General features: G+C 58.7%; 24 protein-coding genes and 4 pseudogenes. 15 read left to right on the top strand and 13 right to left on the bottom strand.

What is annotated here, in order from left to right; all coding sequences use genetic code 11:
- The 4 genes and pseudogenes from RHIBUN_RS37725 to RHIBUN_RS0130545 all read right to left on the bottom strand — a co-directional run.
- Nucleotides 1–224: pseudogene (locus tag RHIBUN_RS37725) on the bottom strand (IS110 family transposase); the annotation flags it as partial.
- On the bottom strand, nt 215–481 hold the full coding sequence (locus RHIBUN_RS37720) for a hypothetical protein (protein ID WP_084659899.1): 267 nt from the start codon (nt 479–481) through the stop codon (nt 215–217). The pseudogene RHIBUN_RS37725 and the gene RHIBUN_RS37720, both read right to left, overlap by 10 nt.
- An 89-nt stretch (nt 482–570) precedes the next feature.
- A complete protein-coding gene (locus tag RHIBUN_RS0130550) occupies nt 571–1,002 on the bottom strand; it encodes a hypothetical protein (RefSeq protein ID WP_198021205.1) in 432 nt (143 codons plus the stop codon).
- Nucleotides 1,003–1,296: 294 nt separating this feature from the next.
- A complete protein-coding gene (locus tag RHIBUN_RS0130545) occupies nt 1,297–1,806 on the bottom strand; it encodes a cytochrome b/b6 domain-containing protein (RefSeq protein ID WP_025662542.1) in 510 nt (169 codons plus the stop codon).
- A 153-nt stretch (nt 1,807–1,959) separates the two neighbouring features.
- Here RHIBUN_RS0130545 and RHIBUN_RS0130540 point away from each other — a divergent pair, with 153 nt between their 5' ends.
- The 3 genes and pseudogenes from RHIBUN_RS0130540 to RHIBUN_RS37715 all read left to right on the top strand — a co-directional run bounded on the left by RHIBUN_RS0130540 (nt 1,960) and on the right by RHIBUN_RS37715 (nt 3,129).
- Nucleotides 1,960–2,289, top strand: coding sequence for a hypothetical protein (locus tag RHIBUN_RS0130540; RefSeq protein ID WP_025662541.1), 330 nt, complete (start codon nt 1,960–1,962; stop codon nt 2,287–2,289).
- Nucleotides 2,290–2,400: 111 nt separating this feature from the next.
- Nucleotides 2,401–2,774 (top strand): annotated as a pseudogene (locus RHIBUN_RS34410) (DUF305 domain-containing protein).
- Between the two features lie 22 nt (nt 2,775–2,796).
- Nucleotides 2,797–3,129: pseudogene (locus RHIBUN_RS37715) on the top strand (four-helix bundle copper-binding protein).
- Between the two features lie 34 nt (nt 3,130–3,163).
- Here the strand turns inward: RHIBUN_RS37715 and RHIBUN_RS0130530 are convergent.
- The 4 genes from RHIBUN_RS0130530 to RHIBUN_RS34955 all read right to left on the bottom strand — a co-directional run bounded on the left by RHIBUN_RS0130530 (nt 3,164) and on the right by RHIBUN_RS34955 (nt 6,407).
- Entirely contained in the window at nt 3,164–3,667 is a 504-nt protein-coding gene (locus RHIBUN_RS0130530; protein ID WP_025662540.1) for an SRPBCC family protein, read from the bottom strand.
- Complete coding sequence (locus tag RHIBUN_RS0130525) at nt 3,667–3,855, bottom strand: DUF2933 domain-containing protein (protein WP_025662539.1); 189 nt, start codon at nt 3,853–3,855, stop codon at nt 3,667–3,669. The genes RHIBUN_RS0130530 and RHIBUN_RS0130525 overlap by 1 nt, the downstream gene beginning before the upstream one ends.
- The gene (locus tag RHIBUN_RS0130520; RefSeq protein ID WP_245271772.1) at nt 3,852–5,999 is read right to left on the bottom strand and encodes a copper-translocating P-type ATPase; all 2,148 of its coding nucleotides are present in this window, start codon (nt 5,997–5,999) and stop codon (nt 3,852–3,854) included. The genes RHIBUN_RS0130525 and RHIBUN_RS0130520 overlap by 4 nt, the downstream gene beginning before the upstream one ends.
- Before the next feature lie 93 nt (nt 6,000–6,092).
- A complete protein-coding gene (locus tag RHIBUN_RS34955; RefSeq protein ID WP_051420142.1) occupies nt 6,093–6,407 on the bottom strand; it encodes a hypothetical protein in 315 nt (104 codons plus the stop codon).
- A gap of 162 nt (nt 6,408–6,569) precedes the next feature.
- Between RHIBUN_RS34955 and RHIBUN_RS0130510 the strand changes: the two genes are divergently transcribed.
- Nucleotides 6,570–7,100, top strand: a complete 531-nt coding sequence (locus tag RHIBUN_RS0130510) for a cytochrome c (RefSeq protein WP_025662536.1) — start codon at nt 6,570–6,572, stop codon at nt 7,098–7,100.
- 3 nt (nt 7,101–7,103) lie between these two features.
- On the opposite strand, the gene cueR is transcribed toward RHIBUN_RS0130510, so the two are convergent.
- Entirely contained in the window at nt 7,104–7,571 is a 468-nt protein-coding gene (gene cueR / locus RHIBUN_RS0130505) for a Cu(I)-responsive transcriptional regulator (protein ID WP_025662535.1), read from the bottom strand.
- 54 nt (nt 7,572–7,625) lie between these two features.
- Nucleotides 7,626–10,103, bottom strand: a complete 2,478-nt coding sequence (locus RHIBUN_RS0130500; RefSeq protein WP_025662534.1) for a heavy metal translocating P-type ATPase — start codon at nt 10,101–10,103, stop codon at nt 7,626–7,628.
- A 561-nt stretch (nt 10,104–10,664) separates the two neighbouring features.
- Here RHIBUN_RS0130500 and RHIBUN_RS0130495 point away from each other — a divergent pair.
- Entirely contained in the window at nt 10,665–12,128 is a 1,464-nt protein-coding gene (locus RHIBUN_RS0130495) for a multicopper oxidase domain-containing protein (RefSeq protein ID WP_025662533.1), read from the top strand.
- 54 nt (nt 12,129–12,182) lie between these two features.
- Here the strand turns inward: RHIBUN_RS0130495 and RHIBUN_RS0130490 are convergent, their stop codons facing one another.
- The gene (locus RHIBUN_RS0130490) at nt 12,183–12,386 is read right to left on the bottom strand and encodes a heavy-metal-associated domain-containing protein (RefSeq protein ID WP_025662532.1); all 204 of its coding nucleotides are present in this window, start codon (nt 12,384–12,386) and stop codon (nt 12,183–12,185) included.
- Between the two features lie 153 nt (nt 12,387–12,539).
- Here RHIBUN_RS0130490 and RHIBUN_RS0130485 point away from each other — a divergent pair, with 153 nt between their 5' ends.
- The 6 genes from RHIBUN_RS0130485 to RHIBUN_RS0130455 all read left to right on the top strand — a co-directional run bounded on the left by RHIBUN_RS0130485 (nt 12,540) and on the right by RHIBUN_RS0130455 (nt 19,255).
- Complete coding sequence (locus RHIBUN_RS0130485; RefSeq protein WP_025662531.1) at nt 12,540–12,935, top strand: hypothetical protein; 396 nt, start codon at nt 12,540–12,542, stop codon at nt 12,933–12,935.
- A 98-nt stretch (nt 12,936–13,033) separates the two neighbouring features.
- Complete coding sequence (locus tag RHIBUN_RS0130480) at nt 13,034–13,438, top strand: FixH family protein (protein WP_025662530.1); 405 nt, start codon at nt 13,034–13,036, stop codon at nt 13,436–13,438.
- The gene (locus RHIBUN_RS0130475; RefSeq protein ID WP_245271771.1) at nt 13,435–14,871 is read left to right on the top strand and encodes an efflux RND transporter periplasmic adaptor subunit; all 1,437 of its coding nucleotides are present in this window, start codon (nt 13,435–13,437) and stop codon (nt 14,869–14,871) included. The genes RHIBUN_RS0130480 and RHIBUN_RS0130475 overlap by 4 nt, the downstream gene beginning before the upstream one ends.
- The gene (locus tag RHIBUN_RS0130470) at nt 14,868–18,056 is read left to right on the top strand and encodes a CusA/CzcA family heavy metal efflux RND transporter (protein ID WP_025662528.1); all 3,189 of its coding nucleotides are present in this window, start codon (nt 14,868–14,870) and stop codon (nt 18,054–18,056) included. The genes RHIBUN_RS0130475 and RHIBUN_RS0130470 overlap by 4 nt, the downstream gene beginning before the upstream one ends.
- Nucleotides 18,053–18,511 carry a DUF411 domain-containing protein gene (locus tag RHIBUN_RS0130465; protein WP_025662527.1) on the top strand — a complete coding sequence of 153 codons (459 nt, stop codon included), beginning with the start codon at nt 18,053–18,055 and terminating at the stop codon, nt 18,509–18,511. The genes RHIBUN_RS0130470 and RHIBUN_RS0130465 overlap by 4 nt, the downstream gene beginning before the upstream one ends.
- Nucleotides 18,512–18,922: 411 nt before the next feature.
- Complete coding sequence (locus RHIBUN_RS0130455) at nt 18,923–19,255, top strand: hypothetical protein (RefSeq protein WP_025662526.1); 333 nt, start codon at nt 18,923–18,925, stop codon at nt 19,253–19,255.
- A 586-nt stretch (nt 19,256–19,841) separates the two neighbouring features.
- On the opposite strand, the gene RHIBUN_RS34950 is transcribed toward RHIBUN_RS0130455, so the two are convergent.
- Complete coding sequence (locus RHIBUN_RS34950; protein ID WP_198021202.1) at nt 19,842–20,234, bottom strand: FCD domain-containing protein; 393 nt, start codon at nt 20,232–20,234, stop codon at nt 19,842–19,844.
- A 302-nt stretch (nt 20,235–20,536) separates the two neighbouring features.
- Between RHIBUN_RS34950 and RHIBUN_RS34400 the strand changes: the two genes are divergently transcribed.
- Genes RHIBUN_RS34400 through RHIBUN_RS0130430 form a run of 3 tightly spaced genes read left to right on the top strand, consistent with a single transcriptional unit; the run spans nt 20,537 to nt 24,724 of the window.
- Complete coding sequence (locus RHIBUN_RS34400; RefSeq protein ID WP_245271770.1) at nt 20,537–23,056, top strand: GAF domain-containing protein; 2,520 nt, start codon at nt 20,537–20,539, stop codon at nt 23,054–23,056.
- Nucleotides 23,057–23,078: 22 nt separating this feature from the next.
- The gene (locus RHIBUN_RS0130435) at nt 23,079–23,468 is read left to right on the top strand and encodes a response regulator (protein WP_025662525.1); all 390 of its coding nucleotides are present in this window, start codon (nt 23,079–23,081) and stop codon (nt 23,466–23,468) included.
- Nucleotides 23,465–24,724 (top strand): adenylate/guanylate cyclase domain-containing protein, encoded by a 1,260-nt coding sequence (locus RHIBUN_RS0130430; protein WP_025662524.1) that lies wholly within the window; start codon nt 23,465–23,467, stop codon nt 24,722–24,724. Before RHIBUN_RS0130435 ends, RHIBUN_RS0130430 begins: the two co-directional genes overlap by 4 nt.
- Before the next feature lie 477 nt (nt 24,725–25,201).
- Here RHIBUN_RS0130430 and RHIBUN_RS0130425 read toward each other — a convergent pair whose 3' ends face one another.
- Nucleotides 25,202–25,447, bottom strand: coding sequence for a helix-turn-helix transcriptional regulator (locus tag RHIBUN_RS0130425; RefSeq protein WP_025662523.1), 246 nt, complete (start codon nt 25,445–25,447; stop codon nt 25,202–25,204).
- Between the two features lie 92 nt (nt 25,448–25,539).
- On the opposite strand from RHIBUN_RS0130425, the pseudogene RHIBUN_RS0130420 reads away from it, so the two are divergent.
- Nucleotides 25,540–25,880, top strand: a pseudogene (locus tag RHIBUN_RS0130420) (LysR family transcriptional regulator); the annotation flags it as partial.

Below are 25,880 nucleotides of genomic sequence, written 5' to 3'. Positions count from 1 at the left end.
AACCCGCCCAGCGACTGACGATCGTTCTTTACCCGGCCGGAGCGCAGCGTCTTGCCAGCCGAATCCTGCACCACGAGGTGGCTATAGGATTTGTGGTAGTCGACGCCGATATGGTAATCATAGGAGGCAGTCATGCTTCCAACTCCCCTGTTGAGATTTTCCGAACCCCAACAGGATAAGCCGAAAGGCTGGAAGCGTGACTGTCCCTCGATCATCACCTGCATCTCAGTGATCCGTTCTCTCCAGAGGCGACCTCTTTCATGTCACCTCCGTTCTTCGGAGACAGCTGCTCGTTTTGTTGCCGCCAGGGTTTGGGATCGACAGGCTGGCGGGCAGCGAAGCCAGAGATGGGCGAGCGGTGCTGAATAGCACGCACTGTGTACGTCTGCTGGACGTCCGCCGACGCAATAACATCGGGAGGCGTGGATGCGCAGCCGCCAACCAAAAGGGGCAGCCCCACCACAAATATGGAAGGTTTCATTTTGAAAAATCCGAATAGTAGATTCTTATCGGCAGGCGCGGTTCCACCACGGCATGCCTTCGGACCCGCAGAGGCGGGTAGATCACTATTCAGATATTAGGCGGTCGATGCAGAGGCGGCAGCTCGCCAACCAGGCTTTGATCGTTGACGAACTGCCGGATCGAAGACACGACGGGTCCGCCGACGTCGTGAGCTTCACAAACAATGCCAAAGCCGGCGCAGAAATCCTTGCAGCACTGCTGTTTGGAGAACTGGTCGTCATCGCCCGTCGGTGATCCGTGATCATGTTGGTGGGCGATATCTTGGACCGCCTCATGGTCGCTGGTCACACCATGATCGTGGTCAGTTGCGGCGCGATGGTCGTGCCCGCTAGCGGCACTCGAGGGCGATAATTCGGGGAAGGCCGACCCATGCATTGCGGCGTTCGCGTTGGGCAAAGTGTATCCCGCCAGCGATACGATGATCACCAGCCGCACGAAAACGAGCAGTTTGCTCAGTGCGAGTCGATACATTTTGCCCATTCCCAAGAGCTACAACCAAAGCAGCCCCACTTCAATCGCCGACGAACCTTCCAGAGATTCGCGACCATTGTGAGGCAGTTCAGATGGCCGTCTACGGCTTGCCATCGTTGGAAGGTCAACATCTATTTTGCAGAGCCGCCCGCGATTAGGCGATGGCTTTGAGGGAGGCCACCGGCTGCAAACCACCCCTCCGCTGTGGCCTCCCAATATCCTCCCAGGAGAAGAAGGATAGGAAGAGACTAGGCTCGGAGGTGGCGCCGGCAATGGGACTTAGGTCCTAACTCGCAGAGCCTATCACTTGCCGGTCCACGTCACAGGCTCGTCTTTGCGGGGAAGGATCATCCGGTCGATTGTGGCGTCCCGCCTGATCAGTGTGTGCCAGGCGGCCGCCGCGAAGTGGATCGCGACCATTATCAGGATCACCTTCGATCCTATGACGTGAAGCGGTGCGACTGAGAAGGTCAGATAGCTGGCGACGAAACCAAGTGCGGCTTGGCCGATTATCGCGGCATAGAACGCAAAGTGGAGAGCCTTTGCGAGTAGGTCCGCACCCGTCTGCGGTATTGCTGGTGGTGGCGACCGCATAATCCTCAGGAGTAGCCGCAGGACCATCAACCCGCCGATGGCAATCCCTGCATAGTTGTGGACCAGGTGCTGCAGCACGTCGGCTGCCGACGGCTGCACGCCCATGTGCACGGCATGATGGGTCCGCTCAATACTACCTCCAGTCAGGTACTGTACCGGCAGCAGTCCCGCGATCACCCAGTGCAAGGCGATCTGATAACCCTTGTAGCCTTTGCGCATTCGATCCTCCAATTGCCGTGGAGGATGCCGTGTCTCCGTAAAAATTGGGTATCCACCTCGCGCTCCTTGGTTGCTTTCCAAGCTTCCCAGCCCATACCGCCATCAGGAACAAAATTCTGCTTTCGCCAATTGGAAGCGAAAGGGAAATTCACAATGAGCCGTATTCGTAGCAAAATCGCCCATGTCATAATGGCCCTGGCGTTGAGCTTGACGGTGATCGCGGCGATGGCCACGTCGGTGAACGCTAGTTCGCTGGGCGGGCAGTGCGTGCATGCCTACTCAGGCTCACATGATGAAAAGCCGGATACGATACATGTAGGCGCGTGCTGCACTGACATGCATTGCTGTCCGCTTAGGCCGAGCGTCGTGCTCTCCGGTGCGTCGCTGCGGTTGGGAGACATCGTTTTCCCGGGACACGCGGCAGCAAGCCCGCTCCTGTTGATCAGGCCAATCGATCCGCCGCCGAAAGGCGTCGCGGTCTGACGTTTCGATCAACCCAATCGCTGGAGAATTCCCATGAAAACGAAATACCTCTTTACGGCTTTCGCCGCCTCTTGCCTGTCACTGGCAGCGCTGCCTGCTATCGCCCAGGAAATGACCTATCCTGAAAAATGCAAGGGGATGACATGGCAAAAATGGGCATGTCGTCAGGCGGCGGGATGAAGATGGACATGTCCTTGGGCGGTGACATGAAGATGGACATGCCCATGGATCAGATGGACGACTACCAGAAGGCCGTGATGGACGGCATGAAGTCGATGCACGACGACATGATGACGGGGATGCTGCAGAAAGACCCCGATGTGGCTTTCGTCTGCGGGATGATCGCCCACCACATGGGGGCGATCAAGATGTCCGAGGCCGAGCTGAAGTACGGTGATAACAAGGCGGCGAAGGACATGGCGAAGAAGGTCATCGCTGCGCAAAAGAAGGAGATCGCCTACATGACCAAGTGGGTCGAGAAGTAAGCCAAGTAGGAGCCACCCCGTCATGCACCACCAATCGGAACAAATGAAGCGTTGCATCGAAACCTGCCTGGATTGCTACCAGGAGTGCCTTTCGATGGCGATGACCCACTGTTTGGAAATGGGTGGCGAACACACGAAGCCCGACCATTCCGTCTGATGATGGCATGCGCGGAAATGTGCCGTACATCGGCGCATTTCATGTTGCTCGGCACACCGCATCATAAGCACACCTGCCGTGAGTGCGCGGAAATTTGCCGGGAATGCGCCGCCGACTGTGAGCGCATAGGCGACATGGAAAGCTGCATTTGATGCCTGCCGCCGCTGCGCGGAAAGCTGTGAAAAGATGGCCGCCTGAGGCCGTCGGGAGGGCCGGGTGACTGACCTTCCATTCAGGTTCTTTTCGGAGGCTGGGGGAAGTGATTACCCGCCTCTGCGGTCATTTTTGATACGCACCACCTGGCGTACGCCTTTGCCGGAACGCCGCCCAGCCAGCTGCCCGCCGGGCTGCGGGAATACGAGTATTGGATTTTCACGGTCACCCGGCAGCCTTCCGAGATCGGCCTGATGACAAAGTCCATATGGTACGAGTCGATGACCAGCAGTTTTGGACTGCCGAGCGTTTGCCACGACTTCCGCCACGGCGGTTGCCGCTCGGTGACGATCTCCTCGACGAATAGCTCCATGCCGAGAACCTTGCCGCGCATCCTTACGATGGAGCCGACAGCTTGTCCTTTCCCAGGATCGACGTCGTATTGCATGGTGGCCCCCAGCATCATCAGCGAGGGCTTCTGCATGTGGGCTCCGACCACGGCCGGATCATCGAGGAACGCGAAGACCTGCCGCGGCGGAGCCAGCAGGTCGATGGTGCTTGTCGCGGACGCCTCGTAAGTCATCACGCGCCGTCCTTGTGGTCGTGACCTCCATGACCACCGTGTCCATGGAAGAGGTGCATCAGGGGACATGCCAAAAGAAGGAGGTATGGGGCGACGCCAAGGGCGTGCGCCCAATGCTCCCGTAGCATGAAGAACACGGCGATGATGCCAAGTGATGCCGCCATCAAAATCCAGGTGCGCGAATTCATAGTCCGATACTCCTAAGTCTGAGGGAATTGCCGACGACGCTCACGGACGACAAGGCCATGGCGGCTGCGGCGATGACGGGGGAGAGCAGTATTCCGAAGACGGGGTAGAGAGCGCCCGCCGCTATCGGCACGCCAGCGGCATTGTAGATGAAGGCGAAGAACAGGTTCTGCCGGATGTTGCGCATCGTCGCCCGGCTAAGCTGCCTTGCCCTGACGATGCCTTGTAGATCGCCTTTGAGCAGGGTGACGCCCGCACTTTCGATGGCGACGTCCGTTCCGGTCCCCATGGCAATTCCGACGTCGGCCGCCGCAAGTGCAGGTGCATCATTGACACCGTCACCAGCCATGGCAACGATGCGGCCCTCGCTCCTCAATCGCGAGACGATCTTGCTCTTGTCTTCCGGAAGGACTTCCGCCTCCACCGAGGTGATGCCGAGCTTGCGGGCTACCGCAGCTGCCGTCGTCTTGTTGTCACCGGTCAGCATGACAACTTCGACACCTTCGTCCATCAGCGCTGCGACCGCTTGCGGGGTTGTTGCTTTGATCGGATCGGCGATGGCGAAGAGACCGGCCAGCGAGCCATCGATTGCCAGGAAGATGACGGTTGCGCCTTCGTCTCGGAGTTCCTCCGCTTGAGCGGTCATCGGCAGGACGTCGACCTTTGCATCGGCCATGATCCTGTGGCTTCCCAAGATGAGCTTCTTCCCGGAAACATTCCCCGTCACGCCTTTGCCGACCGGACTGTCGAAGTCTTGCGCGTCTTGGAGAGGGAGATTCTGCTCTTTAGCAGCGACGACGATGGCATGGGCAAGCGGATGCTCGCTCGACCGCTCCAGGCTAGCGGCCAACTGCAGGACATCATCCGCCGACATGCCGTTGCGAGGACTGATGGCGGTCACTTTTGGACGCCCCTCGGTGAGCGTTCCGGTCTTGTCGACCACCAGGGTGTTGATCTTTTCGATCCGCTCAAGTGCCTCGGCGTTCTTGATGAGAACCCCGAACCTTGCGCCGCGACCGACGCCGACCATGATCGACATCGGTGTCGCCAGCCCCAGGGCGCATGGGCACGCTATGATCAGGACAGCGACGGCGGCGACCAACCCATGGGCAAATCGCGGCTCCGGACCTATCAGCAGCCATGCGACGAATGCGATGACCGCGATGACGATAACAACCGGCACGAACCAGCCCGACACCTGGTCGGCCAGGCGCTGGATCGGAGCACGAGAGCGCTGTGCCTCGGCTACCATCCGCACGATCTGGGAAAGCATCGTGTCACGGCCGACCTTTCCGGCCTCCATGACGAACCCGCCGGTCTGATTCATGGTGCCGCCGATCAGCTTTGAGCCGGTTTCCTTGGTGACAGGCATGGATTCGCCTGTGATCATCGACTCGTCGACCGAGCTTCTGCCTTCGAGAAGGATACCATCGACCGGTACCTTCTCGCCGGGGCGAACGCGCAACCGATCCCCGACGGCGACCACATCCAGGCCGACATCTTCGTCGGAGCCATCCGCTTTCATCCGTCGCGCCATCTTCGGAGCGAGATCAAGCAGGGCCCGGATCGCGCCGCCCGTTTGCTCGCGGGCCCGAAGCTCAAGAACCTGCCCCAACAACACGAGGACTGTGATGACCGCTGCCGCCTCGAAATAGACCGCCACCGCGCCTTCGTTCGAGCGAACGGTTTCGGGGAAGATTTCCGGGAACACGGTTGCGACGGCACTGAAAATCCAGGCAACGCCGGTCCCCATCGCGATCAGGGTAAACATGTTGAGGTGACGGCTGACCAGGGACTGCCATCCCCGTTGAAAGAACGGCCAGCCAGCCCAGAGCACGACAGGGGTGGCGAGAACCATCTGCACCCAGTTCGACGTCTGAGCGCCGAGAAGCATGTGCAAGTTCGTGAGGTGGCCGCCCATCTCCAGCGCCAGGACTGGCAGAGAAAGCACCAAGCCAATCCAGAACCGACGTTGCATGTCGATCAGCTCGGCGCTGGGGCCGGTATCCGCCGTCACCAATTCCGGTTCGAGGGTCATGCCGCAAATCGGGCAGTTCCCCGGGCCAGGCTGCCGTATCTGGGGATGCATGGGACAGGTATAGATGACCGGTTCGTCGGTTATAGTAGGCGGCGGCAGAGCCGCCATATGTTCATGGTCGTGATGATGTACCATTGTCACGAGACACTCCGTGTTTTCCGTTGCCAGCTTGCGCGGCCAAGCATGGCCACGCCCGTTCGATCAAGCAGCGGTACGGGGTGGTCCCAGCGACGGCGGGAAGATGACACCGGTCAGGTGGTCGACCGGTTCCCGGTAGGCGACGTCAATGAAACTAGGAACATGACGGACTTCTTGCGCAACGGCCTCTGCGACAAACACCAGACACTGCAAGGCGCAGCATTGGCCAGGGACAGCGTGCGGTTTTGAACCGTCGCAATCCTCGTGAGAACTCTGGTTGGCCGAAACGTGCGTGTGGGAAGAAACGGAGAGGTCGGCTGTGAAGCCGGGCATCACAGGGGAAAGGAAGAGCATGACTGCGATGAAAACCGCGACCATAACTTTCCGTCCTTGAACCTCGTCGCTAAATCGACCTGGGCTGAATCTTGCCAATGTCTGTAGATAGCTGAAACGCAAAGTAAGACATTGATCTTGATCAAATTCAAGTCGATGCCCGGCCTTGCCCGGTTCGTGCATCAATCCTGTTAGCGAAGGGACGCCATGAGGTCCGGTATTCTCGGTTCATTGATTTTTGTGGCTGTCGCGTCTGCTGCCGTTTGTGCGGATGACATCGTGACCGTCCGGCAGGCGGATATGAAGGCAATCGCCGCTGCCACCAAGTCTATCGCGGGGATGTTCAAGGTGCCGTCAACCTATTCTTCGCCCGAGTTCAAATGGGCAGCCGAGCTTATTCGGGACAAGGCGGGTCAGACACTGATCGACCATTTCGCGTCGGAAGCTGCATCTCCGGCTTCGAAGGCAAAGCCAAATATCATTGAGGAACATGACCGTTTCGACCGCCTGGCAAATGACCTCAAGTCCTATGCGGCGGCGCTCGCTGTGGCCGCCGAGAAGAACCCGGCGGCTATGACCGACAGCATGCGAATGAAGCCCGGTGAGCCGATGGGCGGCGGGCCGCTCGGCACCCATGTCCAGAGCGAGGCCGAGCTTTCGTCCATTCCGGCCGAGCACGCCTTCCACCTGATGCTGCAGACGTGCACGACCTGTCACGTCAGGTTCCGAATGGAATAACGATCACCGTCGCACCGGCTGCTCGGGCCTGATACCGTTTACGCCGAATGGAGCGTTCATGGCTGGAACGTCATCCCCATCACTCGCGTTCGCGAACTCCTCGATAATCGGGCAGTCCGGACGTTCATCACCGTGGCAGTGGTTGGAGAGATGTTTCAGGGTCTCCGTCATCGCATGGATGGCGGCGGCCTTCCGCTCCAGTTCTGCTATGTGCTCCATGGCGATACTCTTGACGTCCGCGCTCGCGCGAGAGCGGTCTCGCCAAAGAGCCAGCAGCGTCTTCATCTGCTCGACGGAAAACCCGAGATCGCGTGCGCGGCGGATGAACCGCAGCGTGTGGATATCATTGTCGGCGTAGGTTCGGTAGCTCGATTCCGTTCTATGAGCGGGCGTGATCAGCTTGATCTGCTCGTAGTAGCGGATCATCTTCGCTGAGACGCCGCTCGCCTTTGCAGCCTGTCCGATGTTCATGTTCGATCTCCTTGAATGCGGGCGGCCTTTCTAGGCCAGCCCGCTTCGCATGGGTTATGGGTTTACAGAGCGGAGGCGTAACGCGTTTCCGAGTACGAAGACGCTGGACATCGCCATGGCTGCTGCTGCGAATATCGGCGACATCAGCGTGCCGTTTAGCGGGTACAGTATGCCTGCGGCCACCGGGATCAGGCTGACATTGTAAGCGAAAGCCCAAAACAGGTTCTGCTTGATGTTTCGGATCGTCGCGTTGCTGAGGGCGATGGCCTTCGGAACGCCGTTCAGGTCGCCAGACATCAGCACGACGTCCGCACTTTCAATAGCAATGTCTGTTCCCGTGCCGACAGCAAGGCCGACATCCGCTTCGGTCAAAGCCGGAGCGTCATTGATACCGTCGCCGATGAAGGCCACCTTACGGCCGCCACCCCGCAGGCGCTTGACCGCCTCAACCTTGCCGTCCGGAAGGACTTCGGCCACGACCTCGTCGATGCCCAGTTGGCGGGCGATTGCGTCGGCGGTCCGTTTGTTGTCGCCGGTGATCATCGCCACCTTTAGGCCGAGTGCATGCAGCGCAGCCACGGCTGCTGGGGTTGTTTCCTTTACAGGATCAGAGACTGCGATGATTGCTGCGAGATTACCATCGATGGCCGCATAGAGCGGTGACTTCCCCTGATCGCCAAGAGTTGCGGCTATCTCACGGAATTGGCCGATGTCGATACCCGCTTTCTCCAAAGCGCGGTCAGCACCGACCAGGACTTTTCGGCCGTTGACTGACCCTTCGATGCCGAAACCGGGGTTTGCCTGGAATTCGGTGACGGGAAGAGCGCGAATGCCCCGTTCCCACGCCGCTGCCGCCAATGCCTTGGCAATCGGATGCTCCGAAAGGGTCTCTACGCTGGCGACCAGTTGCAGGACCTCGATTTCCGCATATCCGTCCCGGACCTCGATATCGGTCAGTTCAGGGCGACCCTTCGTCAGGGTGCCGGTCTTGTCCAGAGCGACGACATCGGCTTCGCGAAGGCTTTGTAGAGCTTCTCCCTTTCGGAACAGGATGCCGAGTTCAGCCGCACGGCCTGTTCCGACCATGATGGAAGTCGGCGTCGCCAGACCCATGGCGCACGGACAGGCGATAATGAGGACTGCCACCGCGTTGACGAGTGCGAAACTCAGGGCGGGCGACGGACCAAGCAGGTACCAGCCGACAAAGGTAATCGCCGCAGCGAGGATCACCGCCGGGACGAACCAGCCCGTGACCTTGTCCACCAGGGCCTGGATCGGCAGCTTCGACCCTTGTGCGGCCTCGACCATCTTGATGATCTGTGCCAGCAGCGTGTCGCTGCCGACCTTGGTTGCCTTGAAGGTGAAAGTGCCGTTCGTGTTGATCGTGCCGCCGACGACTTCGCTCTCGGCTGCCTTTTCAACCGGGATCGGTTCGCCCGTGATCATCGACTCATCGACAAACGAGCTTCCGGTCACGACGATGCCATCCACTGGCACCTTCTCGCCCGGCCGTATGCGGAGGACGTCGCCGACGATAACGTCTTCCATCTGCATTTCGACGAATTCATCGTTGCGCGATACGAACGCGGTCTTCGCCTGCAGCCCGATCAGCCGTTTTATTGCTTGGCTCGTCTGCCCTTTGGCCCGGGCTTCGAGAAAGCGCCCAAGCAGGATCAGCGTCACGATCACCGCTGCGGCCTCGTAATAGACGTTGGCGGTGCCCGACGGCAGCACGCCCGGTGCGAACGTGGCCACGGCGGAGTAGAGCCAAGCTGCCGTGGTTCCGAGCACGACCAGCGAGTTCATATCCGGGGTCCAGCGCAGAAGGTTCGGTACGCCCTTCTGGAAGAAGCGCAGGCCGGGTCCGAACAGGACGATGGTTGCCAGGACAAACTGGAGGTAGAGATTGTTCTCCATACCGATGGTGTCCATGATCAGTTCATGGACGCCCGGGATGAAGTGAGACCCCATTTCCAGTAGAAAGAGTGGCAAGGTGAGCGTTGCCGAGACCGCTAGCAGGACCTTGAGCTTGGAGATTTCGGCAGTTCGGTGGTCTTTTGTTTCGGAGGCCTGCGCCGCGTGCAGGCGGCGGACATCGTATCCGGCGTTCCTTACTGCAGCTTCAAGCGCAGGCGTCTGGACAGCACCCGCTGCCACACGGACAGTCGCCCGCTCAGTCGCCAGGTTCACCGAGGCGTCAACGACGCCGGGGACCGCTTTGAGCGCCTTCTCGACGCGGGCAACGCAGGAGGCGCACGTCATTCCCTCCACACCGAATTCCTGCGTGTCGACCTTGGCCTGATAGCCCGCGTCCTCAATGGCCCGTAAGACGGAGCCTGGATCAACAACGTCCTTGAAGATCACGCTGGCGCGTTCAGTGGCGAGATTGACCGAGGCATGGTCCACGCCGGGGAGTGACTTGATCGCTTTCTCCACGCGGACGACGCAAGATGCGCACGACATACCCTCGATTTCGAACTCGGTCGGTATCGGGCGGGCTTGGCTTTTTTCGAATTGGGTCAGCGCAGTCATGGGGGATTCCTCATTTCACTGCACAGATAAGTAATCCTTCCCATGATGGGAAGGTCAAGGGACTTCTTTCATCTGTTTGATGTGGATCAACGCCGCGTCACGCCATGGTGTTTACTGTCGCAATCAATCCATAATATGCTGGATGGCATGGCAGGGAACTTGGATCGAAAATTGATGCGTCTTGCCACGATGGTCATTGTGGCCGTTGGCTTGGTGTTCGCGCCATTTGCGGCCGCCCACGCTGCGCACTGTGCTGACAACTCAGCTTCCTTTATGGTGCAGGATGACTCTGCTGCGATAACGGACCATGCCCACCGGCATTCTGAATCGTCGCATCCGGCCGCTGGAAACTGTTGCGTTTCGACTTGCTCGATATGTGCGACACCTTTCTGCTCTGGAGGTTCGGAGTTCCTGCAGGTGTCTCACCTGGTCGTCTATGGGATACAGGTCTCTCCGTTGACAGGCCACGCGGTGCCGCCCGGGCTCGATCCGCCTCGTATTCGTGTCTGACGTTTCTTCGCTGGCGCATTGCGCCCAGACTCTCGAAACCGGACAACGAATATGTACAGACGCGAATTTCTCACCCGCACAATGGCTGCCGCCGCCGCCTATGCCTTCGTCAACTCTGTCGCCACCCGGGCAGGTGCCGAGACCAATCCTGTGGCGGGATCAACCCAGAAGCTGAACATCGTCAAGAGAACCATCGAGGTAAATGGAAAGCCTGCGAGCGTTCTCGGATTGACGCGGCCAAACGGCTCGCCGGGGCTGATACTCGATGCTGACGCGGCCTTTGATGTAGAATTGTCGAGCCAGATAGACGCCCCAACACTGATCCACTGGCATGGGCTGACGCCGCCGTGGGACCAGGACGGCGTACCGGACAATCCCGCTGCCCTGATCAAACCAGGGGAAAGCCGACACTACAACTTCCCCCTTGCATACGGTGGTACCCACTGGATGCACGCACACACGCTGCAGGAGCAGAGCCTTCTTGCCGCGCCCCTGATCATCCATAGCGCCGAGGATAAGAAGCGTGACGAGCAGGAGGTCGTGATCCTGCTGCACGACTTCTCGTTCAAGTCCCCCGAGGAGCTGCTTGCCGGTCTGAAAGGCAAAGGTGGAGGCATGGACATGTCCGGCCACGACATGGGGTCCATGATGAACATGTCCGGCGGTTCCATGAAGATGGATATGGGCAACATGCCCATGGGTCACGGAATGGCTATGGGAGGGATGGACATCAACGACATCGAATACGATGCCTATCTCGCCAATGACCGCACGCTTGATGATCCAGAGGTCTTCCAGGTCGAGAAAGGCGGACGGGTCCGTTTACGGCTGATCAATGGTGCTACCGCAACTGCCTTTACCATCGATACCGGCGATCTCTTGGCAAGGCTGGTTGCTGTAGATGGCCAGGACGTCGATACAATAGCCGATAGGCAGTTTCCTATATCGATGGGGCAACGCCTCGATCTCGTTCTAGAGATACCGGACGATGGCGGCAGCTTTCCGGTGCTGGCCCTCCGGGAGGGGGCTCCCCAGAGAACGGGCATTATCCTTGCGACGAAAGGGGCTCGGGTGCCTAAAGTTGCAACGACAGGTGATCGGGACGGTCCGGTTTTAGGGCTTGGCCTCGAACAGCGCTTGCGGCCGATGAAAGCGAGCGTCAACCGCCGCGCTGACAAAACCTACAAGGTCACGCTATCTGGAGACATGGCCAGATACGCCTGGGCCATCCAGGGCGATCCTTTGAAGGTCTCCTCTGGTGACCGCGTCGAAATTTCTATCAGCAACATGTCCATGATGTCTCACCCCATGCACCTGCATGGACATCATTTTCAGGTGGTTAGGATCAACGGAAAAGAGATGAACGGGGCATTCAGGGACACCGTATTGCTGCCAATGATGTCGCAGGTGATCATCGCTTTCGACGCTCACAATCCGGGGCATTGGCCGCTTCATTGTCATCACCTGTATCACATGGCGAGCGGGATGATGACATACGTCGGGTACGAGGCCTGATGGGGCGCAGATGCCCCCATCCACTCCCGGGGGCATCTGCTGCTTTTGTGCTGTCTAGAGAGAGGTGAAGGTGTTCGGGTAACCCGCGTTCTCGATGGCCGCTGCGATGGTGACCGGGTCGAGCGTCGTTTCCACTCTGGCAGTCCGGGTCGGAAGATCGACTTTGGCCTGGGCAGCTGGATCGGCGGCTTTGATCGCCTTTTCCACCGTACCTGCACAGTGACCACAGGTCATGTTCTGGATGTTGAATTCGTACATTGAAGGTCTCCAGTTCAAGTGATGAGCAACATGTGGGGCTTCCCATGGTGGGAAGGTCAAGGCGCGATTTTGCATTCCTTCAAGAAAGGGAGGCTCGTGCAAATTCTCGTGAACCGGCTTCCCACCGCAGCAACCGCGTGCCAGAATAATCGTATGAGGGTCGTCTTCTTTTCCCAGCGCATACTGTGCGTGCTCGCAATGCTCGGGGTCATGTTTGGGCCCGTGAGCGTCGGCGTTGCCGAAAGCGCGATGGCATCTTCGGGCAGCATCTCGAACCCGATGCCCGACATGCAGATGCCCTCCGCTGAAATGGAAAGAGCAGCAGTTGCTGACGGGATGCCATGCTGTCCGAAAGCTCAACCGGCCGTTCCTGACTGCCAGAAGTACTGCCCGTTGGCGCTAATCTGCGCCTCCATGGTTCTTGCCCATCCTCCGCAAGCGCCCTTCACGAAGGCGGCATTCCCGTGGACCATCTCGTTCCCTGTCGTGCCGGAAGATAATCTGGCGTCGACTGTCATCGAGCCGCCCGCCCGACCTCCAAGAGCCTGACGCCATCGAAACCGAGAACCGCCAACGGTCGTTCATCGACGGTTTGGCAGACTTTGTTCGCGGTAGGGCAAGCCTTTCCGCAAAATAGATGTAGCCAGATGAAGAATTCCAAATCCCTTTCGCGGGCGCTGCTCGCAACGATCACCTATGCGGCGCTGTCGCTTTCCAACGCCTACGCGGCTCCCCAGGACTATGAGTTTCAACTTCTTTCGTCGGAAGTGACGAAGGGACCGACAGCTGAGGTATCCGTTCGCCTGGTCGATAAGCGTACAGGCGCAGCCGTGTCGGACGCCGTCATTTTCACCACCCGCATGGATATGGCTCCCGAAGGTATGGAGATGATGGCAACGCCGGTTGAGGAGGTCCCGTCTCAACAACCGGGCACCTATAAGTTCAAGACCAACCTGAGCATGGAAGGCGGATGGCGCTTCCAGCTTGGGGCCAAAGTACAGGGCGAGGGCGAAACCGTTCAGGGTGAAGTCGTCGTTAAGGCTACCCCGTGAAGGCGATCACATCGCTGGTCGCCGTTACCTCCCTCGCCGTATTCGGCGGGGGAGCGTACTTGGCTGGTGCCAATGGAGTTGGCCAGCAACATTTTGAATATCTGCTCGGCATGACTCTCGCCGAAGCCGAACCAGCCATGCCTTTCGGCACCGGAGAAATCATCTACTACAGGCATCCTGATGGGCTGCCAGAGTATTCACGCCAGGCCAGGAAGACACCCGACGGTCGCCAGTTCGTCGCGGTTCGACAGAGTGCCGACATCAGTTTCGATGCCTCCGGTCTCGTCGCTGCCAAAGATGGCAGCGACGCACCCAAGCCCGCGACCGAGCAGGCCCAGGGGCAACGCAAGGTTCTATACTATCGTAATCCGATGGGCCTGCCAGACACGTCCAAGGTGCCGAAAAAGGACAGCATGGGGATGGATTACATCCCGGTCTACCAAGGCGAGCAGGCAGGTGCCTCGACCGTCAAGGTGTCGCTGGGGAAGCTGCAGCGGACCGGCGTGAAGACAGCCGTTGCCGATATGCAGGCCATTTCCAGACGGGTCCGGGTGCCCGGCACACTTGCTTGGGACGAGCGGCTTGTAAGCATCGTTTCGATGCGTACCGACACCTTCATCGACGCGGTGGCCGCCGTCACGACCGGTGACAACATTGCCAAGGGACAGAAGCTCTTCAGCTTCTATTCGCAGGAGATCGCAACGGCTGGAGCTGAGTACGTGGCCGGTCGTGGCAGGCCGAACGACGCGGGATCGGCCTTGCGGTTGAAGAACTTGGGCGTGCCGCAGGAAGTGATCGAGAAAATCGCTGCCAAGGGGCAGGTGCCGACAAGCATCGACTACGTGTCCCCGCGCGGTGGGATTGTCCTCGAACGCATGGCGACCACCGGCATGATGGCCAAGCCAGGCGATCCGCTGTTCCGGATCGCAGACCCCGCGACCCTTTGGGTAGTTGCCGAGGTTCCTGAATACGATCTCGCATCCGTAAAGGTTGGGTCGCCAGCCATCGTCACGATCCGCAGCCAATCCGGGCAAAGATTCTCCGGGACGGTCGATCTGATCTACCCGGAGATCGAGCAGCAGACTCGGACCACTAAGGTCAGGATCGAGCTTCCCAATCACAATGGGGTGCTCCGGGCATATATGTATGCGGACGTAGAGATTGAAGCGGGTACGTCCCAGCCAGTGCTGGGTGTTCCAACCAGCGCCGTCATCGATACCGGCGAACGCCAGGTGATCTTCGTCGACAAGGGTGACGGCAGCTTTGAGCCAAGGGACGTCTCGATTGGTGTTCGTGGAGACGAGCGTACCGAAATCGTCAAGGGTATCGCTGCGGGCGACAGGGTCGTTGTTGCGGCAAACTTCCTGCTGGACGCCGAAAGCAACCTGAACTCCGCACTTAGTTCGATGTCGACGGAGGAGGCAAAGCCATGATCTCCAAAGTCATCTCGTGGTCTGCCCACAATTTGATGCTCATCATTATCGGGGCGGCGCTTTCCGTCGCCGCAGGCGTCTATGCTTTGCGCTCGCTACCTCTCGATGCCATTCCGGACCTCTCGGATATCCAGGTCATCGTCTACACTGAATATGCGGGGCAGGCCCCGCAGGTCGTCGAAGACCAGGTGACCTATCCGCTAACGACGTCGATGCTGACGGTGCCCAAGTCCAAGGTCGTTCGTGGCTTCTCGTTCTTCGGATCGTCCTTTGTTTACGTGATTTTCGAGGACGGCACCGATCCGTACTGGGCGAGAAGTCGGGTGCTGGAATATCTGAATGCCGCATCCGCCAGGCTTCCCCAGGGTATAACGCCGACACTCGGTCCGGACGCGACTGGGGTCGGCTGGGTCTACCAGTATGCGGTAATCGCCAAGAACCTGACACTAGCCGAGCTGCGCTCGTTACAGGACTGGGTCATCCGTTTTGGTGTTTCAAAGTCGGAAGGGGTGGCAGAGGTCGCGAGCGTCGGTGGCTTCGTCAAACAGTATTCCATCGTAGTCGATCCTTCGAGGTTGAAGGCCCAAGGAGTCTCACTTGGAGACGTCGAGAGTGCCGTAAAGGCGAGCAATACCGACGTCGGCGGCCGAACCATCGAGCTTTCCGAGTTCGAGTTCATGGTGCGTGGTCGCGGCTACCTCAAGGGCATCAGCGACATCGAGAACATCACCCTGAAGTCCGCAAACGGCGTACCGTTGCGACTTTTGGACGTCGCTCGGGTCGAGCTGGTGCCCGACGAGCGGCGGGGGATTACCGAACTCAACGGAGAAGGCGAAGTCGCAAGCGGCATCGTACTCCAGCGGGTAGGGTCCAATGCCCTGACGGTGATAGACAACGCGAAGAAGAGCATAGAGGCGATCAAACCAAGCCTGCCAGCCGGGACCGAGATTGTTCCGGCCTATGACCGCTCCACACTCATCGAGGCGGCCATCGAAACCCTGAAAGGGACGCTCGTTGAGGAGTCCATCGTCGTTGCGCTGGTGACAATCGCGTTCCTCCTTCACGTCCGCAGTGCGCTGGTCGCCATCATCATGCTGCCGGTCGGCATCCTGATCGCCTTCATCGCAATGAAGCTGCTGGGCATCGGCGCGAACATCATGAGTCTTGGGGGTATCGCCGTCGCAATCGGCGCGATGATCGATGCGGCCATCGTCATGATCGAGAACGCCCACAAACATCTGGAGAGGGCCCCGCCCGAAAAGCAACGGCTCGATATTCTGGTGGAGGCGGCAAGCGAAGTCGGTCCGGCGCTGTTCTTCAGCCTGCTGACTATCACGGTGTCGTTCCTGCCGATCTTCACATTGGAGTCGCAGGAGGGGCGGCTGTTCGGCCCGCTTGCCTATACGAAGACCTTCTCAATGGCGGCGGCAGCGTTCCTGTCCGTAACGTTGGTCCCGGCGCTGATGATCCTGTTCGTTCGCGGCCGGATTGTTCCCGAACATAAAAACCCGTTGAACCGGTTTCTGATCTGGGTCTACCAGCCGGTCATCGCTGGCGTTCTGAAGATCAAGACGCTGACGATCCTTGCGGCGGTTGCCATTCTCGGCGTGTCCGTGTGGCCGGTGCAGCATATCGGCAGCGAGTTCATGCCCAACCTCGACGAAGGCACGCTGATGTACATGCCGACGACGTTGCCGGGGATTTCGGTGACCAAGGCGGCGGAGCTGATGCAGACCCAGGACCGGATCATCAAGTCCTTCCCCGAGGTCGAGACGGTTTTCGGGAAGGCGGGCCGAGCCCTGACCGCAACGGACCCGGCACCGACGGAGATGTTCGAGACGATCATCACCTTGAAGCCGAAGTCGGAGTGGCGTCCAGGCGTTACGACGGAAAGCCTGAAGCAGGAGATGGATGCTGCCCTTCAGTTCCCGGGCGTTTCCAATGCGTGGACGATGCCGATCCGGGCACGCATCGACATGCTGTCGACCGGCATTCGAACGCCGGTCGGCGTGAAGGTCTACGGAACCGATCTTGGGGAGATGGAGAAGGCGTCACGGCAAATCGAAGCCGTACTGAAGACCATCCCAGGTACATCGAGTGCGTATGCCGAACGCGTGATCAGCGGATATTACCTGGACATCATTCCGGACAGGGTCGCATTGGGGCGCTACGGCCTCTCGGTTGAAGACGTCCAGAAAGTCATTGGCACGGCGCTCGGTTCAGAGGTCGTCACCTCCACGGTGGAAGGTCGTGAGCGGTATGGCGTCGCCGTACGCTATCCGCGCTCGATGCGCAGCGATCCGCAATCGATAGCGCGGGATGTCCTCGTATCGCTGCCTGGCGGCGGGACGGTTCCGCTTGGCGAGGTGGCCGAGGTCAAGCTCACACGCGGAGCGACGACAATCCGAACGGAAAATGGCCAGCTGGCAGTCTACATCTTCGTCGATATCGCCAACCGGGACCTTGGTGGTTATGTCGCCGAGGCCCAGAGGGCCGTAGCAGCTAGCGTGAAGATGCCTCCCGGCTATTCCGTGGCCTGGAGCGGACAGTTCGAGTACCTGGAGCGAGCCAAGGCGAGACTTACAATCGTCGTTCCGCTGACCTTCGCGCTGATCTTCCTTTTGCTCTACCTGAACTTCAAACGGCTGACCGAGACGATGATCGTCATGCTATCATTGCCGTTCGCACTCGTCGGCGGCATTTGGCTGATGTGGTGGCTGGGCTTCAACGCCTCGGTCGCCGTTGCGGTCGGGTTCATCGCACTTGCCGGGGTGGCGGCGGAGACGGGCGTTATCATGCTGATCTATTTGGACCACGCCCTGGAAGAGCAGAAACAAGCCGCTCTGGCGGCAGGGCGGTCCTTCACGAAAGCCGATCTCAACCGCGCGATCATGGTCGGTGCCGTCGAGCGGGTACGGCCGAAGATGATGACCGTCGTCGCCATCATGGCTGGTCTGCTGCCGATCCTTTGGCGGACCGGACCGGGGTCCGAAATCATGCAACGCATCGCTGTGCCGATGATCGGCGGAATGGTTTCCTCGACGCTTCTGACCCTGATCGTCATCCCGGCTGTCTACGGCCTGATAAAGGGATGGCGGTTTCCGAAGAACGAGGTTGCTGGCGACAACCAAAAGTTCGAGGACTTCCAAGACTACGAACTCCAACGCAAGGAGAAACGAGCATGAAAAGAAGAACTTTCATTTGCATGGCCGCCACGGGAGCGTTCACCGCAATGGCGCGGCCGATGTTTGCGTCGCAGCTCCAGATGGATGTCCACAAGGATCCGACCTGCGGATGCTGCGAGGCGTGGGCGAAAGTGATGTCAGACGCCGACTTCAACGTCGTCCTCCACCATCAGGAAAAGGCGCTTGCTGACATCAAATCGAAGCTTCGCATACCCGATGCCATGCAGGGATGTCACACCGCTGTCGTTGGCGACTACTTCTTCGAAGGGCACGTCCCGCTGGAGGCCGTCCAAAAGATCATCAAGGAACGGCCGCAGATTGCCGGTCTTGCGGTTCCCGGCATGCCAGCCGGCTCGCTGGGGATGGGAGATGATCCCAATGCCTCCTACGAGGTCTTCAGCCTCAGCAAACCGGACATGAAGCCCACATTGTTCATGCGCAAGGGGAAGGCTTAGCGGCTCACAACTGCATGCCAACCGATAAGTATCATCGCAGCGCCGAAAAACAGCGCTGCGATGAGGGCGATCTGGCGGTCCGCCTTGACTTTCAATCGCGGGCGCACGCGTCGTTTCGGCCGTATTCGATGGGCACGAACCAGGGTCGGATTGGCGAGTTGATGCTTACGGCGGCCCGACGTGGCTCATCCTCCCATGATGCAACGTCGAACTTATAGGGTGATCAGATCGTAGACGAGGCCCTTGATCAACAACAGCAGGAAATCTGTGGAGGTAGTCGCCGATTTTGAGCGCCCCGAGGTAGCGAAGCTGGGTGAACGGATATCAAAATATCCAATCAAAAGACCATCCGTTCGTCGAAGAGAGAAAATTGTCGTAGGTCTTGGAACGTTAACCAGCTGGAGGATTGTGATGCGACTTTTCCTGGCATGCATGTTGATCGCCTTTTCAAGCGTTGCAGAGGCGCATCACGCTCCGTCGGGCTTCAAATACGAAGCCTTCTGTTGCAACGGCGATGATGAGACTGGCGACTGTCAGCCGATCCGGTCTGAAACGGTGCACCCGAGCGGCGCGGGCTACCAAATCACCTTGAAGCCAGGCGATCATCGCCTCGCGACCCGCCAACATGTTTTCCTGGTTCCGCAGTCCAAGACTTTGGAGTCGCCTGATGGGTTGTTCCATCTATGTCTTTTTCCCAACGAAGATACGGTGCGCTGCTTCTATGCGCCACCGATGAACTTCTGACGGCATGGCGATAGCAAAGTCCGAAATGCGCGATAGTACGCCACCAAATGAATCAGTATCGCACGAGCACGCTTAACCGCGGTCTCATCGAACGTCGATGTCTATCCTCCTGTGAGCTATCCGACGTCAAATCGATGCCACGATCACTCAAGGCGCAGTCAACAAAGGGCAGCAAGACGACCGTGGGGATTTTGACTGACTGCCGGATGAGAGTTTCTTCTGGCATCGAGCGGGGAGCGGCGGGGTGAAAGGTCGGCTTGAATGAGGGAGGCCATAACGACGCTTGGTATTCCCGAAGGGCAACGGGACGGGCTTCCGTCAGGAAATGACGCCGCTCGGATTCTGGCTCATCAGCTCCGCATCGGCGTCTGCCATCCTCTCGGTCTCGCTGATCGTGACACCCAGCCTGTCTGTGCCAATCACACTGGTGACCACGCACACTCCCGTCGGAAACTGCCCTTACGCCTGCCTGAACGCACTCACGTCGAAGACTGGTTCCATTTCAGGCCCCTCGATGTCGACTGAATTTATTCGATTGCTTATCCTGTTATGACTGCTTGCCTTAGTCTCTGCCGTGGCGAGGACGTCAGATCGCTCGCGAACCGGGTGACCAGTTATCGAAAGTAGGCTCACGCAATGCGGTCAGCGTCCGCGCCAGATGCTCGCCCACCGCTGCGACCGCTCGATCCGCCTCTGCAGCACGTATAGCCTGGGCTATCCTCCGGTGGTCGGCCAAGACCTCATCGATGCGACTTCCGACCGAGATTGCGTGCACACCCATTAGAACCTGGCGATCGCGAAGGCTTTCATAGAAAGTCTCGAGAATTGGATTGCCCGCGGCCCTCACGATCGCCCGATGGAAATCCCGGTCGCTTTCTATGAAGGCAATACGATCGTTTCGCACTTGGTCTTGCCGGTCGATCAGCCGGTCCAATTCGTCCGCGAGGGCTCTTCCGAAGCGGCTTGCTGCTGCGCGCACCACTCCTCCACCAATCGGCGAGCCTGCATGATCGAGTCAATCTCGGCCTCAGTGATCGGCGCGATATACGCGCCCTTCTTGGGCATAATCTTCAATAAACCGTCAGCTTCCGGGCGCAGAAACGCTTCCCCGCCTATGAGAAAGTCAACTGTCTTGCTTCTAGCGCCATAAACAGGCGTCCCGAAGAGGTAGGGAAGTTCGCGCAGGAACCTCGTCACAATTGATAAGATGGAGTATTCTCGCCTTCTTGCAGGCACCATGGGGATTGGATGTCGGGCGAAAGCCGTAGTGGAAAACGGTGTATGCTCGGCAGGATCATGGGGGACAGCGAATTGGAGGGGTGCAACAAGGAGGAAACAAGCGTCATCGCTAGGCAGCGGGTCGAAGTGTTGAAGCGCGAGCTTGCCGAGGCGCTCGAACAACAGACCGCAACAAGCGAGATACTTCGCACCATCTCGACTTCGCCGACCGATGTACAGCCGGTGTTCGACACGATCGCGCAGCGTGCCGCCCGACTTTGCGGCGCTCAATATTGCCACGTGTTTCGCTATGATGGCGAATTGTTGCATTTCGTGGCGCATAACGGGCTGGAACCCGAAGCAACTGTGCCTCCAGCCCCGCCGCATCGAGGCAGTACTGCGGGGCGTTCGATCATCAGCCGATCGGTGGAGCAGATAGAGGACTGGCGCGTCGATCCCGAATACACGGCCCATATCGTCATGGGCGCTCAATCCTCGAACTATAGAAGCCTGGTGGCTGTACCGATCATGCGCGAGGATGCCCCGATCGGAACCATTGTCGTCGCACGGCCCGATCCTGGTTTGTTTCCTGATCGCCAGATCGCACTTCTCAAGACCTTCGCAAACCAGGCAGGGATAGCGATCGAGAATGCTCGGCTGTTTACGGATTTAGAAGAGCGGAACCTCGAGCTGAAAGAATCACTGCAACAACAAACGGCAACGGCGGATGTTCTCAAAGTCATCAGTCGGTCCGCTTTTGACCTCCAGACCGTCCTTGATACCCTTGTCGAATCCGCCGAGCGGCTTTGCGAGGCTCACGATGCGGCGATATTCCTTAAACAGGGAGACGACATGCTCCACCTGCAATCACACCATGGCCCAATTCCAATCGACTTCCCTGGCTGGCCGGTATCGAGGGACTGGGCGACCGGGCGAGCCGTGGTTGATCGAAGCCCCGTCCATGTGCCTGATTTGACGGCCATGCCCGACGAATTCCCGGACGGTTACAGCATGGCAGTCCGCATGGGCCATCGGACAATTCTGGCAGTTCCTTTGCTGCGGCAGGGCGAAGCAATTGGCGGCATCGCGATTCGTCGGACGGAAGTCAGGCCATTTACCCAAAGGCAGATCGAGCTTGTCCAGACCTTTGCCGACCAGGCGGTCATTGCGATCGAGAACGTGCGGTTGTTCGAGGAAGTGAAGGCTCGAACGGCAGAGCTATCCGAGGCGCTAGCGCAGCAGACCGCGACAGCTGACGTCCTGAAGGTCATCAGCCGCTCCGCGTTCGATCTGCAGGCAGTACTCGATACTCTGGTAGCGTCCGCTGCACGTCTTTGCGAGGCAGATATTGCTACGTTGACTCGACCGATGGGAGATGCCCATTACCCTGTCGCGGGTTTTGGATTTTCGGAGGAATTCGACCACTATTTTCGAGCCCTCCCGCTCGAACCGGGGCGCGGGAGCATCGTTGGTCGAACCCTCTCCGAGGTCCGACCAGTCCAGGTCGCCGATGTCCTTGATGATCTGGAGTATGCAATGCCTGAGGCCCAAAGGCTTGGCGGGTTTCGGACCGTCCTTGGGGTGCCCCTCTTGCGGGAAGGAAGCCCGATCGGAGTGCTCGCATTGACCCGCTCAACCGTACGGCCCTTCACCGACAAGCAGATCGAGTTGGCATCGACCTTCGCCGATCAGGCCGTTATCGCCATCGAAAACGTGCGTCTCTTCAAGGAAGTGCAGGCGAGAACGGAGGAACTGTCAAGCTCGCTCGAGGAACTCAAATCCGCGCAGGACAGGTTGATCCAGACGGAGAAGCTCGCCTCGCTCGGACAACTTACCGCCGGCATCGCGCACGAGATCAAGAACCCGCTGAACTTCGTCAACAATTTCTCGGCGCTGTCGGTCGAGTTGCTCGACGAGCTTCGGCAGGTGTTCGACAGCACTGTAGCCGACGACGCGACGCACACTGAGATCGACGAGCGCACAGCGATGCTCAAGGGCAATCTCGAAAAGATCATCCAGCACGGCAAGCGGGCCGATTCAATCGTCAAGAACATGCTCCTGCACTCACGTCAGGGTGCAAGCGAACACCGACCAGCCGATATCAACACCATTGTCGAGGAGAGCCTCGGTCTCGCCTATCACGGGGCTCGAGCCGAAAAGCAGGGTTTCAACATCAGACTGGAGAAATCGCTTGATCCCACAGCCGGGGAGGTTGACCTCTATCCGCAGGAGATCGCGCGCGTGCTTCTCAATCTAATCTCCAACGCCTTCTATGCAACTTGCAAACGCGCCGCTTCAGAGCGCCGGGACAGCTATGAGCCGACACTTGTCGCGATGACCAAAAACCTCGGCGACAGCGTCGAGATCACTATCCGCGACAATGGCCTTGGCATTCCGGCGGAGCTGCACGAGCGGATATTCGATCCTTTCTTCACGACCAAGCCTGCTGGCGAGGGGACGGGCCTCGGCCTTTCGCTCAGCCACGATATCATCGTCAAGCAACATGCCGGCTCGATCGAGATGGAGACGGAGCCTGGTCAATTTACCGAGTTTCGCATCCGGTTGCCGCGATTGCGGCAGTGATTGCAGTACCGGAGGGCAAATCATGAGACTTCTTATACTGGTGGTCGACGACGAACCCGACATCGAACTGCTTTTCAAGCAGCAATTCCGCCATGACCTGCGCGCAGGTCGCTTTCTGATGGAGTTTGCTCATTCGGCGGCCTCAGCACTCGAACGGATCGCGAATGCGGCCGACGTGACGCTCATTCTCATATTGTCCGATGTCAACATGCCAGGGATGAGCGGACTCGAATTGCTGCCCCAGGCGAGGCACTTGCGGCCTGACGTGCCGGTCATCATGATCACCGCCTACGGCGATCCCGAGACGAAGCGAAGGGCCATCCAAGACGGCGCAGAAGCGCTGTTGACCAAACCGATCGACTTTGCCGTATTGCTAGAAGAAATCGACATGCGAATTGGGCGGGCCGCATGAGTACAAGCATACTCGTTGTGGATGACGAGCCGGACCTGGAGATGCTTCTCGTCCAGAAGTTCCGGAAGGAGATTCTCGGCGGCACGCTGCGTTTCCTGTTTGCCCGCGACGGCATTGAAGCGTTGGCCATGCTTGCGGCGCACAACGACGTGGATATCGTTCTAACCGACATCAACATGCCGCGTATGGATGGTCTTTCCTTGCTGGCAAAGCTTCAGCAGAGGGACGAGGACTTATCCACGATCATCGTCTCTGCCTACAGCGATATGGCCAATATCCGGATCGCGATGAACCGCGGCGCATATGATTTCGTAACGAAGCCGATCGATTTTCCCGACTTGGAAGCGACGATCGTCAAGACGATCCACCACATCGAGGCGTTGCGTGAGGTGCAGCGCAGGCAATCGGCGGCTGAGGCGGCGCGTGCATCGCTTTCGCGTTATTTTTCGCCGAATCTCGCTGAACGCCTGGCCAGCAGCGCCGATGCTCTTGATCTTGGTGGAAGGCGCAGGGATGTTGCGTCGCTCTTTACCGATCTGACGGGGTTCACCACGCTGGTGGAAACGATCGAGCCGAACTTGCTCGGGCAACTCCTCAACGATTACATCGTTGGCATGACCGACATAGTGTTCGCACATGACGGTACGGTCGCCAAAATCATTGGCGACGCAATCCATGTGCTGTTCGGCGCACCTGTCGAACAACCGGACCATGCCAGTCGCGCGATCTCCTGCTCATTCGCTCTTGACGCCTTCGCACGGTCCTTCCGTGAACACTGGTGCAGGAAGGGAATAACCCTTGGCCACACTCGGATCGGCGCGCATTCCGGCACGGCCGTGGTCGGCAACTTCGGTGGAGGAAAGTTCTTCGAATACAGCGCCTATGGTGACACCATCAACGTTGCCGCACGCTTGGAAGCGGCCAACAAGGCGCTTGGCACGCGTATCTGCGTGAGTGCCAGCCTCGCAGCGAACATGCAGGGGTTCTGCGGCCGCCCTGTTGGCGATCTCCTGCTCAGGGGCAGGGTGGAGCCGATCCGCGCTTTCGAGCCGCTTGAGGCCCAAAGTTATGCCACCGGCGCAACGCAGGCGTATATGGTGGCCTTCGAAGAATTGGAGACCGACAATCCTCGTGCCGTAGCTTCATTCGCTGCCCTTGTTGCTCGCAACCCCGAGGACCCGCTTGCTGCCTTTCACCTGAAGCGGCTGATGAACGGCGAATTCAGCACGACCGTCAACCTCAAAAATGTCCACTAATCGTCGAGCCCTTCAAACGCCACCAATCGTGACGGGGCTGGCATTGGCAGCTTCGTGCAGGAGTTACCACGACCAATATGCGCACCGCTTGCCCGCTGACAAGCGGACGAGGAGAGGATTATCTATCCGCAACACGAGCCTCGCAGCCATTGAATGTCGATCTTCTTCGGCGGCGGTCTCGCTGAAGTCGTCAGCGAAATTTGGATTGGATGCCAGCGCTAGCGCAGCATACGAGAGAGCCAATTCATACTGTCCGAGAGCGATATGCGTATGGGCAGTTCGGCATAGGGGTATGTGAGCCAGTAGGTCACGTGGCTAGAGCTTGGTTGCTCGTCCAAAAAGCTCAAGCGCATGATGCAGTTCGCCGCAGTGGAGATGCGCAACACCGGACGCGGTCATAACTGTCACGTTGTTCGGATAGGGACTCGGAACCCCAACCAAGCGGTTATGAGCCGGTGGGTCATCTTCGAAATCCGCTCAAGGCGATGGAACTTTCTCGATAGTTTTCAAAACCTCGACAGCATCGAATCTGAGAAGTTCGGATAGCTCCAAGAATTCAACAAGGTCTACTCTGCGCTGGCCACTCTCCAACCGAGCGACAAACGACTGATATTCACCGAGCTTAGCGGCGAGCTCGACTTGCGTAAGGCCGGCAGCCTCACGCTTCGCGATCAGTAGCTCGATTAAGATCTTATGTCTTTCACTGCCTAAGGTCTTTGCCACGTGACGCCCACCTATGAAGAGATGGGGTCTTCCGTTATATCTGATTTTCAGTTATCTTAAATTCAGATATTTCGTGCGAGGCTGTGAAACCCATGGAACTGCGCCAACTCTCCTATTTCAAAGCGGTGGCCGAGGAACTGCACTTCGGCCGGGCGGCAGCCAGGATGCGCATTGCCCAGCCGGCCTTAAGCAATCATGTGATGTCGCTGGAAAGGGAGCTTGGCTGTCCGCTGTTCATCCGCTCGACCAGAAGGGTGGAACTGACCAGGGCAGGGGAGACGTTCTACGATCGCTGTGTGCGGATCTTAAGCGACATCGACCTGACCACCGAACTGACGCGGGCAGCCGGCGGCAGCCGCATCCGCCAGATCAGGATCGGCAGCATCTATCTATCCGGCCACCATGGGCATGCTGCCGACCTTCCTTGCCAAGA

This window comes from Rhizobium sp. IBUN, from assembly GCF_000510625.1.
Taxonomy (GTDB): domain Bacteria; phylum Pseudomonadota; class Alphaproteobacteria; order Rhizobiales; family Rhizobiaceae; genus Rhizobium; species Rhizobium altiplani.
Note: the sequence above shows the minus strand (reverse complement) of the source record. Positions and strands in the feature narration are given on the sequence as shown.

Coding starts and splice junctions, on each gene's coding strand:
- RHIBUN_RS0130480 (WP_025662530.1), top strand. CDS start 13,034: ATGAAGAATTCCAAATCCCTTTCGCGGGCGCTGCTCGCAACGATCACC.
- RHIBUN_RS34955 (WP_051420142.1), bottom strand. CDS start 6,407: ATGGTCGCGGTTTTCATCGCAGTCATGCTCTTCCTTTCCCCTGTGATG.
- RHIBUN_RS0130470 (WP_025662528.1), top strand. CDS start 14,868: ATGATCTCCAAAGTCATCTCGTGGTCTGCCCACAATTTGATGCTCATC.
- RHIBUN_RS0130455 (WP_025662526.1), top strand. CDS start 18,923: ATGCGACTTTTCCTGGCATGCATGTTGATCGCCTTTTCAAGCGTTGCA.
- RHIBUN_RS0130525 (WP_025662539.1), bottom strand. CDS start 3,855: ATGAATTCGCGCACCTGGATTTTGATGGCGGCATCACTTGGCATCATC.
- RHIBUN_RS0130495 (WP_025662533.1), top strand. CDS start 10,665: ATGTACAGACGCGAATTTCTCACCCGCACAATGGCTGCCGCCGCCGCC.
- RHIBUN_RS0130520 (WP_245271772.1), bottom strand. CDS start 5,999: ATGGCGGCTCTGCCGCCGCCTACTATAACCGACGAACCGGTCATCTAT.
- RHIBUN_RS0130465 (WP_025662527.1), top strand. CDS start 18,053: ATGAAAAGAAGAACTTTCATTTGCATGGCCGCCACGGGAGCGTTCACC.
- RHIBUN_RS0130550 (WP_198021205.1), bottom strand. CDS start 1,002: ATGGGCAAAATGTATCGACTCGCACTGAGCAAACTGCTCGTTTTCGTG.
- RHIBUN_RS0130540 (WP_025662541.1), top strand. CDS start 1,960: ATGAGCCGTATTCGTAGCAAAATCGCCCATGTCATAATGGCCCTGGCG.
- RHIBUN_RS0130485 (WP_025662531.1), top strand. CDS start 12,540: ATGAGGGTCGTCTTCTTTTCCCAGCGCATACTGTGCGTGCTCGCAATG.
- RHIBUN_RS0130545 (WP_025662542.1), bottom strand. CDS start 1,806: ATGCGCAAAGGCTACAAGGGTTATCAGATCGCCTTGCACTGGGTGATC.
- RHIBUN_RS0130510 (WP_025662536.1), top strand. CDS start 6,570: ATGAGGTCCGGTATTCTCGGTTCATTGATTTTTGTGGCTGTCGCGTCT.
- RHIBUN_RS0130530 (WP_025662540.1), bottom strand. CDS start 3,667: ATGACTTACGAGGCGTCCGCGACAAGCACCATCGACCTGCTGGCTCCG.
- RHIBUN_RS0130500 (WP_025662534.1), bottom strand. CDS start 10,103: ATGACTGCGCTGACCCAATTCGAAAAAAGCCAAGCCCGCCCGATACCG.
- RHIBUN_RS37720 (WP_084659899.1), bottom strand. CDS start 481: ATGAAACCTTCCATATTTGTGGTGGGGCTGCCCCTTTTGGTTGGCGGC.
- RHIBUN_RS0130430 (WP_025662524.1), top strand. CDS start 23,465: ATGAGTACAAGCATACTCGTTGTGGATGACGAGCCGGACCTGGAGATG.
- RHIBUN_RS0130435 (WP_025662525.1), top strand. CDS start 23,079: ATGAGACTTCTTATACTGGTGGTCGACGACGAACCCGACATCGAACTG.
- cueR (WP_025662535.1), bottom strand. CDS start 7,571: ATGAACATCGGACAGGCTGCAAAGGCGAGCGGCGTCTCAGCGAAGATG.
- RHIBUN_RS0130490 (WP_025662532.1), bottom strand. CDS start 12,386: ATGTACGAATTCAACATCCAGAACATGACCTGTGGTCACTGTGCAGGT.
- RHIBUN_RS34400 (WP_245271770.1), top strand. CDS start 20,537: ATGCTCGGCAGGATCATGGGGGACAGCGAATTGGAGGGGTGCAACAAG.